A 15,579-nucleotide genomic window follows, 5' to 3' on the forward strand; every position below is an offset into this window, starting at 1 on the left:
CCTCCGTCTGTTCTGCTGAACCAGTGCCTACAGCTCGCCCTCCAGCTTCATCCTGAAGCCCTCGCCAACGGGAACCGCCACCAATTGCAAGGCCTGGCGCAGCTGTGGTTCCTCAAGCGCTTTACCCTGCAAGGTCATGTCGATGTCATACACATTCTGCTGCAGCTGCAATCCGCCCGCTACCTGCAAATCGCCCGCCAGGGTGATAACTTCGCCGCTGACGATATCCTCGGCACTGGATTTGATATCCACCGCGTAGCTACCAAGTGGCCGAGGACCCTGTGGAGACACCCATCCGGCACCCTGCCAGACAACCCGCCCTTCAGCACTCTGCAGCCCACCCTGGCGGATCTTCAGCTGATCAAATTGTGCGGTAATATCGCCCACCAGAGCCACCGGTATGTACTGGCGCAACAGCCCTGCGTCCACCAGCAGATCGACGTTTTCCAAATCAATGTCTTGCTCAGAGCGAAGCGTTACCCGGGCGCGAAATGTCTGGCGCCCCCACTGGCTCTCCAGCTCCAGCGCTGGGGTGAACAGCAACAGCGACACAACGCCAAGTTTCCATTCGCTGGCGCCCAATTGTAGCCAGCCGCCTTCAATAGCCACCAGCGTACCACTGGCCCGGCCGTGCCAAAGTGTGCCAGTGACACCCTGCAACATGATGTGCTCAGGCAAAAGCCCGGGCAAAATCCGCGCCGGCGCGGTGGCAACGATCAGGAAAGTCAGAACCAGGCCGCTCAGCAGACCGGTTAATCCTCTGGAAATAGTCATCCTGCCTGAGCCAACCGCACCGTCACGTTAACCCTGCCTAAAGTACCGGACTGGGTAATTGAGGCCTCGCGCACCAGCAAGCCCTCACGGTATTCAAGCTGGTGCAACCAGGCGATGAGTTCATCAAATGGCGCATTCTCCAGCCGCACCTGGACCTCACCCCTGCTATTGGGTTGCAGGCGATTGACCTGCAACCCGAAACTGCTGGTGGAGCGATTGATCAGGCTGGTGAGGTTCCGGCGGGTACCGCTGTCACTGCCGCTTGCGCGCAGGTGCAGAATCTGGGACACCAGAACATCGACGCGCTGCAGGGTTTCTGCCACGCCCTTATTCTGCTGGGCCAGGCGGTCCCTGGCATCCGCCAGCGGTGCCAACAGCAGGACAAAAACGAGATAGAGGGCAATGGCAAAGCCCATTGCCAACAGGCTCAACTGCTCACGCTGGGTCAATCGGGCAAACCACTGCTTCATGAGCGGCCTCCGACGCGCATGCGCGCCCGCACCTGATCACCCTGGGCACTGCTGTTCTCAAGTGTGGCCTGCAGGCCATCTTTGGCGAAGCCGGAACGAATACGTTCCACGGCCTCGTAGTCAGCCGCCAGCAGGTTGAGGCGAATCTCAGCGGCTTTGTTGTTGTAATTGATACTGACAATACTGCCTTCGCCGGCGGCAACTACCTCTCCCACCCTGGCAACCAGTCCCACAAAACCACTGGACTGGGAGGATCCGGTCATCGTGTCCAGTTGGCGCTGCAATTGTTTTTCGGCATCCACCACCGCACCGCGGGGAAAGGCCTTGCGATAGCTTTCCTGTACCGCCCCGCGCAGGGCCAGGTTTTCCTGTTCGAGTTGCCGGTAATCGCTCCAGGTAGCGAGCATCTGCACGGCTATGGCAGCAGCGAACAACACTACAGCGATACGCCACTGCTGCCACCAGCGCTCCAGGGGCAGGCGCACGGCCCACGCACCCTGGCGCAAATTCAGCGGCCGGGCAGGCAATTCGGCCACCAACATGGCCGTATAAAGGTCGCCCTGGCGCCACTGCAACAACGGCTGTAACTCCTCTGGCAGCAGCGCTGAGTCAGCCGTCTGGTCCTGTCCGTACACGACGATGGCGGTCGGCTGCTCAGCGCTGGCCCGTGCCGCGTCCAGCATCAGCGACAACATCTCGCGCTCTACGGAAAAGCCCTCGCATTCGCCAAGGCGTACGATGGCCCGGTCACCCTCCAGTACCAGGCTCCATTCTCCAGGCTTCCAGGGCAGTAATAGCGGTTCTGGCAGCCACTGGTTAACGCCTGGAAACTTGTCCAGCAGTCGCTGGTATTCTGCCATGTTCTGGCGCGAGCATACGGCAACGGCGTAGTCCAGCTTGTCACGTGCGACACTGGCAAAATGAAGCTCGCTGACGTCTTCGCTGAGCTCCTCCTCCAGCATGAAGGGCAAAGAACTTGCCAGGTGGCGACGCTCTTCCGCTGCAATCTGCAGGGATAGCAGGCGCAAGTCTTCGCCGGGAACTGCGAAAACGGGGGTCAGCTTGCGCTGGGCAATCAGCGCTCGCAGCCTTGCCTGCGCCTCGTCCTGGTCCAGCCATTGGGCACCGTCGCTGGCACCCGGGGGATACCAGGCCAACCGATCCCCGATGAGGCGGATTATTACAACGTCTCGCAAGTTTCTTCTCTCTCGGTTTCGGGCAGGAACATTCCTCCGTCGGTGGCTCTGTTGAGGATGCTCACCTGGCGGTTTTTACGTTCCAGCACACTGTACAAGCGCTGGTTCCTGCCGGCAACTTCCACCCGGGCGCGTAACAGGAAATATTCGCTTTGCTCGCCCAGCAGGGCCTGGGTGGCGGTCATACGATCTTTCATGTCGGCCAGTGCAGGATGACTGAGGAAATCCGCCATATCGGTAAAGCCCGTCTCACAGCGATAGGCGACCAGCGACTGGGCATCGCCCTCGCTCAGCGGCCGCAGGCTGTCATCGGGTCCCAGGGAGCGCAAAACCATGGACGGCGCAGTGTGGATATTGAGCGTTCCAGCCTGCAGGGGCCATACTGTGACCCAGGGCTCAAGGGCCTGGTAAAGCTCTGGGCTGACCCCTTTCACCGCACGCAGTTCGGTCACGCTGAGCATGGGACGGTTGGATGCGCGATAGGCCGGAGTCAGGCCCGCGTAGTAATCGTCCTCCGCTCCCTCAAAACGCGGCTGGCTGTCGGCATCCAGCCAGTCCCCAATGGAGCGGGTAATGGCAATGGCGTCGGATTCGCCCATCTGCTCGTCTGTCACTGCCAGCAACAGACGGATAAACTGCGCCTGGGCGGCGGTGTACTGGGGCTTACCCTCACCCTGTTCCGGTTTTTCTGCCAACTGGTTGAGATTGTATCGGCCCTGCAAATCCTCCAGCGTTCCCGATAGCCACCCTCCCTCGTCAAGGGGATAGGGTACTTCCTCGCGGGCCCATATCTCGCCCAGAGTATCTTTGGCCCGCTCACCCTGCTGCTTGTCAGCGTCCCAGTCTGCCAGCAGCGCCAGTGTCGCCAGCCCCTCTGCCCCGCGCAGGTAGGCGCGGGATTGCTCCGCCACGAAAATACTGCCGCCGCGCTGGTATAGCCGCTCGAAATCGCTCTTCATGGCAACGATAAGCGCCGCGCTGATCGCGAAGATAAGCATGGCCAGGATCAGCGCCGCACCCCGTTGGCGTGAACGGGGGCTAAAGTGGCGGCAGTGCATAAATGCGCCTCATCTCACCCCAGTCCGTCAACTGCAAACGCAGTTCCACTGCCAGCGGCGGGTCGGGCATGATGCCCGGCTGGCTGGTGTCGGCAACCCAGACTTCCGGCCAGTTGCGGGTATCCAGTTCACTCGTCTTGCCCACTGTCCTGGCGTTACTGAGACTGTCGAGAAACAGGACCCGCAGTTCCTCCACCCCCTCCAGCAAGGCCACTTCCTGTACCGGGGTATCCCCGGAACGGTCCAGCACCGAATAGGTGTCGCGCCACAATGTGTCTGCTTCCAGCCGGTAGTTGACCCGCTGCTGTTCCGAGCGCGGGTGGGCCAGCGGGTTGTGCCAGCCGGAGCGGGTAAAGCTCAGGGGAAAGCGGGCTGCCGGCCCACCCTGCATGGCAGGCTCCAGTTCGCCAAATTCATCGCGCACGGGGCGCGCCACAAATTGTTCCAGATCCCGGGAGATGATCATCCACGCCCGGTTGATCGCGTACACTCGCCTGGCGGCAGCCTCGCTGCTCTGGACCCCATCAGACACTCTGGAAAAGCTGCTGTAGGCTATGACGGAAACAACGGCGGAGATTGAGAGGGCGATCAGTACCTCCACCAGGGTAAAACCACGCCCTGCCGTGCGCCTATTCAACAGGCACCTCCAACTCTGCCTCCAGGTCCGTCGGCAGAAACGCCACCAGGCTGTACAGGGGCGATCGCTCATCCTCCTGGGCCAGGGCGACGTCGATCTCGAGCCGCAAAAACAGGGGCACCTCGGTGGGCTCACTGCGCATCCACCAATGCCACTCACGCTCGGCCATGGTGACCACACCGCTCTCGCGATCCTCAGGCAGGACGCCGGTGGCGAGCGCGATAATGCGTACTTCCGACAGTTTATTTGCCGCCACGGCGTGGGCGATGGACTTGTCCCGCAGGTAGCCGGTGGCGTCCAACTGCTGTTGCAGGGCGAACATCAGCGCCGGCAGCGCCAGGCCAACAATGGCCAGCGCCACCATCACCTCCACCAGGGTAAACCCGCGGCTTGTGACCGGGCGGCTCAAAAGTCCTCCTCAACCAGCGCCTGGCCGCGGCTGAGCGTCTGGAAATTACCGAGCAGGTTCCACTCGATACGCCACAGCAGTTCACCCGTATCCGTGGCGCGCAATTCAATTGCCCCCGGGACGGTTTCACCACTGGCATAAAGTATAATCTGCGGCCGTGGCACTTCGCTGTTGTTCGCCAGCAATTCCTGCTCCTGGATCAATCCGTCCAGTTCCAGTTGCAACTCCAGGCCGGGAGGAAACTCGGCGGGGGCAAATACGCCCTTGCCGCTGGCCGGAGCCCGCCAGCCTACCGGGGTCTGTTCCCACCAGTCATAGCGGTAGCGCCACTGTCCGCCAGTGTCCTCCCTGTGCAGCATCAGGCCGTAGTTCATACCGGTAAACTGGGCCTCGTCGAGGGCGTAGCTGGCGCTATCCGCCAGCGCTTCCACTGCCGCACGCAGCAGCATATCGCGATCGCCGGAGCCGATATTCAGCGTCACCAGGGAGGTGACCAGCACCACCACAAACAGGGTCACCAGCAACTCCAGCAGGCTGAAGCCCCGCTGACGGCCACCGTTCACAATTATTCGTCCGTCGACTTCCAGTTGCCGATATCGGCATTCTGGTCCTCGCCGCCCGAAAGCCCGTCGGCTCCCAGGGTATAGATATCCACCTCGCCGTTTTCACCCGGACTGAGGTAAAGGTACGGCCTCCCCCATGGGTCCAGCGGCAGCTCCGGCAGGTAGCCCCCTTTCTTGAAGTTGCGGGGCACCGGGTCCAGGGAACTGGGCTCCACCAGCGCTTCCAGTCCCTGTTCGGTGGTCGGGTATACGTAGTTGTCCAGGCGATAAATTTTCAGCGCCGTTTCAATTGCCTTGAAGTCGGCCTGTGCCTTCTGCACCCGCGCCTCGTCCGCGCGATTCAGGACCGTAGGCGCCACCACGCTGATGAGCAGGCCCATAATGACCAGCACCACGAGGATTTCCACCAGCGAGAAACCGCTGTTTCTGTATACGTTCATAGTCTTACTTCACCATCGTATTTAAATCAAATATCGGCAGCAGAATCGCCAGCACGATCAGCAGCACCATACCGCCCATCACCACCACCATCAGCGGTTCAAACAGGGCCATCATTGTTCCCAGGGTCATTTCCAGCTCGCGCTCCTGGTTGTCAGCCGAGCGCGCCAGCATGGTTTCCAGTTCCCCGCTGGCCTCACCACTGGCGACCATGTGCACCATCATCGGTGGAAAGCGGCCACTTTGCTGCAGGGCCCTGTTAAGACTGCTGCCCTCCTGCACCCGTTCCGCCACTGCCTTGCTGTCTTCACGCAGTACAAGATTGGTCAGTACCTGCCCGGCAATGCGCAAGGCATCCAGCAGCGGAACCCCGCTGGCCATCAATATACTGAGGGTGGAGGCAAAACGCGCCGTATCGATGGCCACCACCAGCCGGGACCAGCCCGGGATCCGCAACTGAATCCGGTGCCATTGACGCCGCCGGGACTCATTGCGCAGCAGCTGCCTGACTGTGACCACCAGCGCCACGATCGCCAGCAGCAGCCACAGGCCCCACGCACGGAAGAAGTCACTGCTGGCAATCAGTATTTGCGTCAACAGCGGTAACTCCCTGTTGGAATGGACGAAGATGCCCACCAGCTCAGGCACCACGAATATCATCAACGCCACCACCACGGCGATGGCCACCCCCACCAGGATGAATGGATAAATCATCGCCATTTTAAGTTTCTGGCTGGTGTACTGGCGCTGCTCCGTGTAATCCGCCAGCTGCTCCAGCACCGGCCCCAGGTGGCCCGAGTGTTCGCCGGCCGCTACCATGGCCCGGTACATCTCGTTAAACACCTGGGGAAACTCAGTCATGGCGTAAGCCAGCGTATAACCTTCCGAGACACGAGATCGCACCTGCAACAACATGCCCTTGATCCTGGCGCTGCGGCTTTGCTGGGCAGCCGCCTGCAGGGCTTCATCCAGCGGCAGGTTGGACAGCACCAGGGTAGCCAGTTGCCGGGTCACCATGGCCAGGTCGCCCGCAGAGATGCGTGGCTGAAACAGGCGCGGTCGCCAGGACAGGCTGTTGGCAGCGGGACGATTCGCTTCCTCCACTTCCACCGGTCGCAGGTTGCGCGAACGTAACTGGCCACGCACCTGGCGCTCCGAGTCGCCCTCGAGGAAACCCTTGACCAGTTTGCCCTGCTCGTTCAGCGCGCGGTAGCGGTAAGCGGTCATCGTCGGTCAGCCGCTTCAGGCCACGGAGGTCACCCGCATGACCTCCGCCAGACTGGTTTCCCCGGAGAGAATCCGCCGGCGCCCGTCGGTCTGGATAGACGGGTAGCGCTTGCGGGCGTGGGCCAGCATTTGCTGCTCGCTGGCGTCCTGGTAAATCATGTTCCGCAGCTCATCGTCGACCTCAATCATTTCATAGATTCCGGTACGGCCGCGGTACCCGGTGTAGTTACAGCTGTCGCAGCCCCTGGGGTAGAAGAGCTCCTGCTCTTCGCCCGCCTTCAGCTCCAGAAGCTCCCGTTCGGCATCGGTGGCTGCCCGGCCTTCACGGCAATTCAGGCACAACAAGCGCACCAGGCGCTGGGACATGACCGCCAGCAGGCTGGAGGACACCAGGAATGGCTCGATGCCCATGTCCTTCAACCGGGTGATGGCGCCAATGGCCGTGTTAGTGTGCAGCGTGGACAACACCAGGTGACCGGTAAGCGATGCCTGTACCGCAATCTCTCCCGTTTCCAGGTCGCGAATTTCGCCGACCATCACTACATCCGGATCCTGGCGCAAAATAGCCCGCAGGCCACGGGCAAAGGTCATGTCCACCTTGCTGTTGACCTGGGTCTGGCCGACACCGGGCAACATGTATTCCACCGGGTCCTCGATGGTCATGATATTGCGCGAGCTCTCGTTGATATGGCTGAGTCCGGCATACAGTGTCGTGGTTTTACCCGACCCGGTGGGTCCGGTTACCAGGATGATTCCGTGGGGGCTGTGCAGGTGACGGCGGTAGGCTTCCAGCACCTGCTCGTTCATCTTCAGCTGCTCGAGTTTTAGCTGCCCCGCCGCCGTATCCAACAAGCGCAGCACGACCCGTTCACCGTAGGCGGAAGGAATGGTAGACATGCGGATATCCACCGCGTGACCGGCTATACGCACCGAGATGCGACCGTCCTGGGGCACGCGCTTTTCGGCGATATCCAGCTTGGCCATCACCTTTAGCCGCGACACCAGCAGCGGCGCCAGTGCCCGCTTGGGTGACAACACTTCTGCCAGCACGCCGTCGATACGGTAGCGAACGCTGAGCCTGTCCTCAAACGTTTCGATGTGGATATCCGAAGCCTGTTCCCGCACCGCCTGGGACAGAATCGCGTTGATAAGGCGAATGATGGGTGCATCGTCCTGGGCATCCATCAGGTCACCGGAGTCGGGAATTTCCTCCGCCAGCCGGCTCAGGTCCACGTCGGCGCCAATATCCTCCGCCATCTGCACCGCTTCGTTGTTGTCGCGCTGATAAGCCACCGTCAGTCGGCGCTTGAACTCCTCCGGAGCAACGCTTTCGGTGGTAAAAGGCTCACCGAGCATGCGTCTCACCTCGCTCAGCACCTGCCACCCCGGTTGCCCCTGGGTCAGCAAATGGGGACCTTCGCTGCCGTCGACCAGCAATACGCCCTGATGCTGGGCGAAAGTAAAAGGCAGCGAACGTTGTCCCGCCGGCTGGGCGACAACCAGGGTTTCCGGTGCCAGGTCCGGCTCCGCCATCAGTTGGCCTCATCCCCGGCAGTCGCTGCCTCGTCCTTGATTTCCTCCAGCTGCTGGATCTGCTGCTCCCACTCGGGCAGCAGGGGCAGGTTGCCATCGTCAAGGAACATCAGGCCCTGCTCGCGGCGCAACAGTTGCTGGTCGCGAATATAGCGGTATTTTTCAGCGGTGGCGCCATCCAGTTCATCGTCATCACGGATAATGGTCGGGCGGATGAAGATCAACAGGTTGGTCTTGCTGACATCCACACTGTCGGTGCGGAACAGGCGTCCGAGGAAGGGTATATCGCCCAACAGAGGCACCTTTTGCTGGCCGTCCTGGACGCTGTCCTCGATCAGCCCGCCGAGCACGACCACCCGGTTGTCCTGGGCCAGAACCTTGGTCTGGATCTTGCGCTCACTGGTGATGATGTCCGCCGCCTCGGAAATCTGCGAGGCGCCGATAATCACGTTGGATACCTCCTGCTCGATATCCAGCACCACCGAGTCGCCCTCGTTGATGTGCGGCGTGACCGACAGGGTGATACCGACGTTTTCCCGTTCAATGGTCTGGAAGGGATTGGTGGCGCCATCACTGGTGCCGGTGTTGGTGTAGGAACCGGTCACAAAGGGGACATTCTGGCCCACAGTGATATAGGCCTCCTGGTTATCGAGTGTGAGCAGGCTGGGCGTAGAGAGGATATTGGCATTACCCTGGGTCCTGAGGGCGTTGAGAATCACCGTCATGGTCAGGTCATCGTCCACCGTGCCCCAGCCCAGTGACAGCCCCGGGGTGCTGGCCAGCGCGCCGGCGAGTGCGGCGACATCGAACTCACTGTCGTTGGTCGTGGCCTCATCGTCGCCATTGTCAGGATTGAGAGCGCCGGCCAGTAACTCCGCCTGGCTGGGGGCATTGATATTGCTGCCGTAAAACCCGCTATCGGTATTGGCAAAGAGCCACTGCAGACCCAGGTCCTGTCCCTCGGAGAACGTCATTTCTACAATAATGGCCTCAACCAGCACCTGGGCGCGGCGAATGTCCAGGCGGTGTATGACCGCCTCTATCGCCGCCATTTCGTCAGCATCAGCGGTAATGATCAGGGCGTTGGTACCCTCGTCCGCCTCGATAGTGGACGTCTTGCCAGTGCCGCGTGCCACCTTGCCTTCGCTGGTTTCCAGCCGCTCGATGTTCTGCATGACCTTGGTCAACACCTCGGCGATTTCCTTGGCCTGGGCGTATTCAAGGTAAACCACCCGCACGTTGCCACTCTGTTCCAGCGGCGTATCCAGGTGCTTGATCAACTTGTTCATCCGCGCCCGCTCCATCTCGTCGCCGCTGACCAGTACGCTGTTGGTACGGTTATCGGCAACCAGCAAAACCTCGGGCTCAGCGCCACCACTCTGCTTGGCTTCGGACATGTTGAGCTTGTCGAGCATGCCCACCACGTCATCGGCCACGGCGTAACGCAGCCGGACGATATCGGTTTTCTGCACCGCGGAGCGGTCCATCCGCTGGATGATGTCGCGAATCCGGTCGATATTGGCAGAGATGTCGGAAATGATGATGGCGTTGCTGGGTGCATAGGCCGCCATGTGCGCCTGTTGCGGGACCAGCGGCCGCAGCACCGGGATTAATTTTGCGGCGGAGATATTCTCCAACCGGATCACCTGGGTGATGTACTCATCGCTGCCCCGGGGACCGTCCTCGGCCACCGAAACCGGCGAGGAACGGGCGTCCTTGCTCTGGATTACGCGAACCACGCCACCGGAACGTACGGCTGTATAGCCGTGCACTTCCAGAATCGACAGGAACAAATCATACAGCTCTTCCCGGGACACCGGCTTGCTGGAAACAACCTTCACCTTCCCTTTCACCGCCGGGTCGACCACGATAGTCGTCCCGGTCACCTCGGAGACAAACTGGATAAGCTCCTGGATATCCGTTTCCTTGAGGTTGACCGTAAAGTCCTGGGCGACCAACGGACCCGCGAACAGGGTCAGCAATAGGGTGATAGAGGCGGCCCGGATATGCCGGAGGGCTGGTTTCACGAATTGTTGTCCTCTGGTTGGATTGGCTGTCATTTGTAGTTACTCACCCTGGTCCAGGCTGACACTGATCGATACCAGCTCATCGCCCCGCTGCAAATCGAATACCGCCTCGCTGGCAGTGCGCATGGTCTGGTACAGGCGCATGGTATTGGCCGGGTCATTAAGGTCGATGCCATTGACGCTGGTCACCAGGTCTCCGGCCTTGAAGCCCAGCTGGGCGAACTGCTGTTTGTCCTTGCCGGGTGAGACACGGTAGCCGAGCAACTGACCATCCCTGCGGACCGCATTCACCGAAACCACTTCCGCCAGTGACTGGGGATTCTGGTAAAGCCGGTCGCGATAGGATTGGGCGAGCTCGGTCGCCGTGGCATCATTGCGCTTGTCCACCAGCGCTGGGGCACCGTGATTGACAGGCTGGGCAATGCGAGGGGAAGGAGCGGCCGCTGTGAGCTGGGCGTCCAGTTCGTTCTCTTCAAACAGGCTCAACAGTTCATAGGTGCCATTATTGTCCAGTACCACCTGCCGCGGCATGACCTTGGCCAGCACGACCTTGCTGCCCTCCGGTAGTTCATCCCCTACTGCATAGACCGCCTGTTTTTTCCGGTGTTCAATGATCGCGATACCCAGACCGTCCTCCGTGGACGCCACCACGCCGCGCAGCAGCAGCTGCAGGCGGGTCTCCCGGGCGCCTTCTTCAATACCGTCACGACTGGCGTCCACAGTCTCCACCGCCTCGACGACCGCGGCAACGGGCTCATCGGCGCCGATCTCACCGAACAGGTGAAGCTCCTGCAAGCGCGCGATATCCACCGGGGCGGAACCGGCAGCGTTGGGCGCACGGGTAACGGGATTCACTATTTCGAGATCTGCCGGCACGCCAACCGGCTCTGTCGGGTAAAGGGACCAGAACAGACTGGCCACCGACACCAGTAGCCAGAACAGCAGCGCGGCGATAACCAGCTGGCGCAATCGCCTCGCCCTCGCCGGTTCAGCCAGCGCGTGCGCGGCAGATTCCAGCGAAGCGCCGATTCGCGAGGGGAAATCACTGGACTGGCTGAGCCACTGAGCTGGCAAGGTCTACTCGCTTGTTGGTTGCCGGCAACCTGGCCGGGGAACTCGGATATCCCGATTATAGGGGGCGGAGGTAAAAGTTAAAACCGCAGCAAATAACGATTGCCCGCGCACGAAAAACGTCTGTTTTCGACCGCTTGTCGCGCTATCCCTGAAAAAAATAGCGGGCCGTTGCCAACACCAGTGCGAGACCCACCAGCGGATATATCCAGCGGCTGATACGCTGCACACGTTCCGGTTCCATGGGGCTGGCGAAGCGCTGCAGGATAACAGATAACAGGGCAATACCGGCAAAAATCGCCAGCAGCAACAGAAACAGGTTAGTCATGGCCTTGGTCCTCCAGGGGTGCGGCCCCGGCTCTCACGCGGGCATACCAGCCCGAAGGGTTATCAATCTCGCCCTCCTCGTTGAGCGGGGGGTAGGCTAGCCCGCGTTCGCGGCAGTAATCGCGTACTCTCGGATGCCCCCACTCAAAAAACAGCCGGCTCCAGGTATCCGGGTCCAGCCTCGGGCGATGATACATGTCGGCAGCAGCGCGCTGGCGCTGGGCCTCGGCAAGTATAATGCCCGCCGCCACCGCAACATTGAATGACTCGACCATACCGACCATGGGAATGGCAATACAGTGATCCACGCGGGTCAGCGCCACGTCACTGACTCCTCGACGTTCAGCCCCCAGCAGAATCGCGCTGGGCCGGGTGTAGTCCACCGCCCGGTAATCGACCGTATGTTCGTCGAGATGAGCGGCCAGGATCTGGTAGCCGCTGGATTTCAGGACATCCAGGACGGCCAGCGGCTCCCGGTGACGCTTGACGTCAACCCAGCTATGGGAGCCCATCGCGGTACCGCGAAAAGCCTTATAGTCCTCATCACCGATCACCGCGTGGAGGGTCTGGATACCCACGGCATCGCAGTTGCGAACAATGGCAGAGAGGTTGCGCTGCTTGTGCACAAAATCGGTAAGCACGGTAAGGTCTGGCTGGCGTTTGTCCAGCACGGCCCGCAGCCTGGCGATACGTTCAGGTGTCATGGGCCGGTCAACCGACGGAGCGCCCTGGGTCAGCTCTCGACCCGGTAGGCGGCGGCGATCTGGTCGGCGCCACTGACAGTGCAGCCAAGATCCTTGAGCAGGCCATCGCGCAGCCCGTAGATCCAACCATGGACCGACAGTCTCTGGTTGCGGGACCAGGCATTCTGGACAATGGTGGTGGAACACACGTTGGCCACCTGGGCCTGGACATTCAGTTCACACAGGCGGGCAACCCGCGCCTCTTGATCGGCAATCGCATCCAGTTCCGCCCGGTGACGATGAATGACGTCTTTTACGTGCCGCAGCCAGTTGTCCACCAGCCCATTGTCGCCGTTCTCATAGGCGGCCTGCACTCCGCCACAGCCGTAGTGGCCTACGACCATCACATACTTGACCTGCAGCACCTCCACTGCGTACTGCAGTACCGAGAGGCAATTAAAATCGGAGTGCACGACCAGGTTGGCCACATTGCGGTGAACGAACACTTCCCCGGGCATCAGACCAACCACCTGGTTGGCTGGCACGCGACTGTCGGAACAGCCTATCCACAGGTATTCCGGAGATTGCTGGCCGGCGAGCTTTTCAAAGAAGCCCGGATCATCGGTTTTGACGGTGTCCGCCCAGGAGCGGTTATTATGAAACAGTTTATCCAGCGTATCCGGCACAGCGCTTCCTTAAACAAGCAGTGTCGTCAGCCTGGAAAGCGCGGTGCGGTTGCCCCCTTTGGCGCGAGCATCCTCCAGGGCTTTCAGGCCGACAGTTTCCATTTGTTTGGCCAACTGGCTCATATCTACCGCCGGGTACTGTTGCGGCTCCCAGGTGACCATACCGACACTAATGGTAACCTGCAGCACGGCACCACGGCCATCATCAATGGCAAAGTCCTCTATATCCCTGCGCATCCGTTCTGCAATCTCCTCGCCCAGGCTTTCGCCACTGCCGGGGATCAGCACCGCCATCCGCGAACGGGACAGGCGGGCCATCATGTCGGTGGCGCGCAGGTCAGATGATATACGTTCGGCAACCTTCTTCAGCACGAAGTGGCCACGCACCTCACCATAGTGCTCATGAAGCTCGTCGTACTCGTCGATCTCCATGGTCAGCACGGTGACCGGCTGATTAGCCCGCCGCGCCCGGGCGATCTCCCGGGCAATATCCCGTTCAAAACCTCGCAGGTTGCTGATCTGGGTCAGGGGGTCGAGCATGGTCAGCTGAGAAATCTGCTGATGCGTTACCGCACGGGTGAAACAGCGGGAGACAATACTCGCCAGGTGGGCGAGCATATCGGCTTCCGCCTCATCCAGCACCAGGCTGTCTTCCTGCAGCCCCAAATGCAGGCTGCCGATCAACCGCCCCGAATCCATCAGCGGCAGAAGTAGCGCATAATCGATTCCGTGTTCCGATTTCAGCACCTCGAACATGCGCGAATCAGTGGCATCGATCAGCTCGATATCCGGCTCCAGCCCGTAAAGTTCCTGCATGTCGAAGGCATCCTGCAGCAGCTGCAGGTAGGGGCCGTAACGTTCCCCACCGACAACCAGTCCTGCCAGTATGTCTTCGGGATCGTGAAGCCATAGCTCCGCAACCCGGAAGGAAAAATGCCTCGGCATACTCACCAGCAGAACTTCCAGCAGGCTTTGCAGGTCGCTGGCATCCAGCAACATGTGTTCGAGTTGCTGTGCCTGCAAATAGAGATAACGATTCAGCTGGATGGTTTCTACCAGGCGGCGCTCGCGCAATTCCGCCCTGGAAGCAACCGGAGGTGCCCCCTCGATTTCTTCGCGCTGGACTCCGCCAAAGCTGTTGTCTTCCGCCATATTGTTTCCACGTCGAGTCCCGGCACTGGTGGTGGTCGGGTTAATTATTATTGGCTGACCAGTGTATGCTTCCTATAATGCGCTTGCAACGCTGCTCGCTGCACCGGGCAGCAGCCAAAAAAACCACCGGCCTGGAGATGTATACCGTGAAACTGACTGCCGAAATGAGCCTCTATCCATTGCAGGAAGACTACATTCCCGTGATCAAGTCATTCATCGAGGCGGCCGCCGCACAGCAGGAAATCACCCTGGTAAGCAACGCGATGAGCACCCAGGTGTGCGGCGACTGGGACCCGGTGATGCAGTTGGTGAACAGCTGCCTCAGGGCCAGCCACGAACGCTTTGGCAAACAGGTTCTGGTCTGCAAGTTTATTCCGGGCGAACTTGAAATCGCCGGTTGACGAAGGCCATGTGGCCCAGGCACGGCTTGAACAAGCCCTGGCCCAATGGCGCCAGTGGCGCTGTACGCCGTCCCTTCCCGGTGCACCTCATGTTCAGCGCAGGCTGCAGGGCGGGCTGAGTAATCACAACTTCCTGGTCAGTGCAGCCCGGCAACAGTTCGTGGTACGCGTAGACGGGATCAGTCCCCGGCAGCACGGCCTGAGCCGGCAGGGCGAATACCGGGCGCTGGAGTCCGCCGCAGCAGCCGACATTGCGCCATCGCCCTGCTACTTTAATCCCGAGTTGGGCGTACTGGTCTGTCAGTACCTGCCCCCGGACAAATCGCAACGGGTTACGCCGAATGAACTCGCCACCTTGTGTCAGCAGGTTCACAACCTGCCACCTCGCCATCATCGCCTCGACCTGAATGCACGGATACAGCGCTACTGCACACTGGTTACCCGCGCGGGAAAACCCTTACCGGCTAAAGACCTGCGGGACAACATCGACCGCACTCTCTGCCGTTGCCGGGCCCTCAACCCGGTGCTCTGCCACAACGACTTGCTGCCCGCCAACCTGTTGCGCAGCGCAGGCCGGCTGTACGCGCTGGATTGGGAGTATTGCGCCATGGGCAACCCCTGGTTCGATCTCGCTGTTGCCGGTGATGGCCAGGGTTTTTCCAGTGAGGAATTCGATCTGTTCCTGGCTGCCTATCTGTCGCGCCGGACAGAGGCCGCGGACTGGCAGCAACTGGCCTTTCACAGGGTGATTTACCGCTACCTGGAATTACTCTGGCACCTGGTGCAGGCTGAACCCGAGGACGCCGAGCGGGTGATCGCCCAGCGACAGGCACCTGTGGAGGCACTGCTGGACCAGGGCGTTGCAGGCGACTCTTCCTGAAGCGCTGCGAATAATGGCATAGTGCCCCGGCAATACTGACCAGAATA

18 protein-coding genes are annotated in these 15,579 nt (G+C 60.6%); 2 read left to right on the top strand and 16 right to left on the bottom strand.

What is annotated here, in order from left to right:
• Positions 1-27 precede the first annotated feature (27 nt).
• From gspN to E2F43_RS02075, 16 genes are all read right to left on the bottom strand, one after another.
• Positions 28-774 carry a type II secretion system protein N gene (gspN, locus tag E2F43_RS02000; RefSeq protein ID WP_133209200.1) on the bottom strand — a complete coding sequence of 249 codons (747 nt, stop codon included), beginning with the start codon at positions 772-774 and terminating at the stop codon, positions 28-30.
• Positions 771-1,244: a type II secretion system protein GspM gene (gspM, locus tag E2F43_RS02005; RefSeq protein WP_133209201.1), complete on the bottom strand. Its 474-nt coding sequence runs from the start codon at positions 1,242-1,244 to the stop codon at positions 771-773. Before gspM ends, gspN begins: the two co-directional genes overlap by 4 nt.
• Positions 1,241-2,440, bottom strand: coding sequence for a type II secretion system protein GspL (gene gspL / locus E2F43_RS02010; RefSeq protein WP_133209202.1), 1,200 nt, complete (start codon positions 2,438-2,440; stop codon positions 1,241-1,243). Before gspL ends, gspM begins: the two co-directional genes overlap by 4 nt.
• The gene (gspK, locus tag E2F43_RS02015; protein ID WP_165954153.1) at positions 2,425-3,498 is read right to left on the bottom strand and encodes a type II secretion system minor pseudopilin GspK; all 1,074 of its coding nucleotides are present in this window, start codon (positions 3,496-3,498) and stop codon (positions 2,425-2,427) included. The genes gspL and gspK overlap by 16 nt, the downstream gene beginning before the upstream one ends.
• Positions 3,479-4,135 (bottom strand): type II secretion system minor pseudopilin GspJ, encoded by a 657-nt coding sequence (gene gspJ / locus E2F43_RS02020; protein ID WP_133209203.1) that lies wholly within the window; start codon positions 4,133-4,135, stop codon positions 3,479-3,481. The genes gspK and gspJ overlap by 20 nt, the downstream gene beginning before the upstream one ends.
• Positions 4,128-4,544, bottom strand: coding sequence for a type II secretion system minor pseudopilin GspI (gene gspI, locus E2F43_RS02025; protein WP_238946701.1), 417 nt, complete (start codon positions 4,542-4,544; stop codon positions 4,128-4,130). Before gspI ends, gspJ begins: the two co-directional genes overlap by 8 nt.
• A complete protein-coding gene (locus E2F43_RS02030) occupies positions 4,541-5,107 on the bottom strand; it encodes a prepilin-type N-terminal cleavage/methylation domain-containing protein (protein ID WP_133209204.1) in 567 nt (188 codons plus the stop codon). Before E2F43_RS02030 ends, gspI begins: the two co-directional genes overlap by 4 nt.
• Before the next feature lie 2 nt (positions 5,108-5,109).
• Positions 5,110-5,547 (bottom strand): type II secretion system major pseudopilin GspG, encoded by a 438-nt coding sequence (gspG, locus tag E2F43_RS02035; protein ID WP_133209205.1) that lies wholly within the window; start codon positions 5,545-5,547, stop codon positions 5,110-5,112.
• Positions 5,548-5,551: 4 nt separating this feature from the next.
• On the bottom strand, positions 5,552-6,772 hold the full coding sequence (gene gspF, locus E2F43_RS02040) for a type II secretion system inner membrane protein GspF (RefSeq protein WP_133209206.1): 1,221 nt from the start codon (positions 6,770-6,772) through the stop codon (positions 5,552-5,554).
• 15 nt (positions 6,773-6,787) lie between these two features.
• Positions 6,788-8,305: a type II secretion system ATPase GspE gene (gene gspE, locus E2F43_RS02045; protein ID WP_133209207.1), complete on the bottom strand. Its 1,518-nt coding sequence runs from the start codon at positions 8,303-8,305 to the stop codon at positions 6,788-6,790.
• Positions 8,305-10,365 (bottom strand): type II secretion system secretin GspD, encoded by a 2,061-nt coding sequence (gene gspD, locus E2F43_RS02050; RefSeq protein ID WP_133209208.1) that lies wholly within the window; start codon positions 10,363-10,365, stop codon positions 8,305-8,307. Before gspD ends, gspE begins: the two co-directional genes overlap by 1 nt.
• 6 nt (positions 10,366-10,371) lie before the next feature.
• Positions 10,372-11,406 (bottom strand): type II secretion system protein GspC, encoded by a 1,035-nt coding sequence (gspC, locus tag E2F43_RS02055; RefSeq protein WP_238946703.1) that lies wholly within the window; start codon positions 11,404-11,406, stop codon positions 10,372-10,374.
• Positions 11,407-11,548: 142 nt separating this feature from the next.
• Positions 11,549-11,731: a hypothetical protein gene (locus E2F43_RS02060; RefSeq protein ID WP_133209209.1), complete on the bottom strand. Its 183-nt coding sequence runs from the start codon at positions 11,729-11,731 to the stop codon at positions 11,549-11,551.
• Positions 11,724-12,434, bottom strand: a complete 711-nt coding sequence (gene trmH, locus E2F43_RS02065) for a tRNA (guanosine(18)-2'-O)-methyltransferase TrmH (protein ID WP_133209210.1) — start codon at positions 12,432-12,434, stop codon at positions 11,724-11,726. The genes E2F43_RS02060 and trmH overlap by 8 nt, the downstream gene beginning before the upstream one ends.
• Before the next feature lie 29 nt (positions 12,435-12,463).
• Entirely contained in the window at positions 12,464-13,099 is a 636-nt protein-coding gene (can, locus tag E2F43_RS02070) for a carbonate dehydratase (RefSeq protein WP_133209211.1), read from the bottom strand.
• A 9-nt stretch (positions 13,100-13,108) separates the two neighbouring features.
• Complete coding sequence (locus E2F43_RS02075) at positions 13,109-14,251, bottom strand: GGDEF domain-containing protein (protein WP_133209212.1); 1,143 nt, start codon at positions 14,249-14,251, stop codon at positions 13,109-13,111.
• A 146-nt stretch (positions 14,252-14,397) separates the two neighbouring features.
• Here E2F43_RS02075 and E2F43_RS02080 point away from each other — a divergent pair, with 146 nt between their 5' ends.
• Positions 14,398-14,652, top strand: a complete 255-nt coding sequence (locus E2F43_RS02080) for a YkoF family thiamine/hydroxymethylpyrimidine-binding protein (RefSeq protein ID WP_133211034.1) — start codon at positions 14,398-14,400, stop codon at positions 14,650-14,652.
• The gene (locus E2F43_RS02085) at positions 14,636-15,532 is read left to right on the top strand and encodes a choline/ethanolamine kinase family protein (protein ID WP_165954154.1); all 897 of its coding nucleotides are present in this window, start codon (positions 14,636-14,638) and stop codon (positions 15,530-15,532) included. The genes E2F43_RS02080 and E2F43_RS02085 overlap by 17 nt, the downstream gene beginning before the upstream one ends.
• Positions 15,533-15,579 lie beyond the last annotated feature (47 nt).

Source organism: Seongchinamella unica (genome assembly GCF_004354085.1).
Classification (GTDB): domain Bacteria; phylum Pseudomonadota; class Gammaproteobacteria; order Pseudomonadales; family Halieaceae; genus Halioglobus; species Halioglobus unicus.

What these genes read in the sequence shown, in the direction of transcription:
- gspN (WP_133209200.1), bottom strand. Translation starts at nt 774, where the DNA reads ATGACTATTTCCAGAGGATTAACCGGTCTGCTGAGCGGCCTGGTTCTG.
- gspG (WP_133209205.1), bottom strand. Translation starts at nt 5,547, where the DNA reads ATGAACGTATACAGAAACAGCGGTTTCTCGCTGGTGGAAATCCTCGTG.
- E2F43_RS02060 (WP_133209209.1), bottom strand. Translation starts at nt 11,731, where the DNA reads ATGACTAACCTGTTTCTGTTGCTGCTGGCGATTTTTGCCGGTATTGCC.
- trmH (WP_133209210.1), bottom strand. Translation starts at nt 12,434, where the DNA reads ATGACACCTGAACGTATCGCCAGGCTGCGGGCCGTGCTGGACAAACGC.
- gspM (WP_133209201.1), bottom strand. Translation starts at nt 1,244, where the DNA reads ATGAAGCAGTGGTTTGCCCGATTGACCCAGCGTGAGCAGTTGAGCCTG.
- gspD (WP_133209208.1), bottom strand. Translation starts at nt 10,365, where the DNA reads ATGACAGCCAATCCAACCAGAGGACAACAATTCGTGAAACCAGCCCTC.
- E2F43_RS02075 (WP_133209212.1), bottom strand. Translation starts at nt 14,251, where the DNA reads ATGGCGGAAGACAACAGCTTTGGCGGAGTCCAGCGCGAAGAAATCGAG.
- gspF (WP_133209206.1), bottom strand. Translation starts at nt 6,772, where the DNA reads ATGACCGCTTACCGCTACCGCGCGCTGAACGAGCAGGGCAAACTGGTC.
- gspK (WP_165954153.1), bottom strand. Translation starts at nt 3,498, where the DNA reads ATGCACTGCCGCCACTTTAGCCCCCGTTCACGCCAACGGGGTGCGGCG.
- gspE (WP_133209207.1), bottom strand. Translation starts at nt 8,305, where the DNA reads ATGGCGGAGCCGGACCTGGCACCGGAAACCCTGGTTGTCGCCCAGCCG.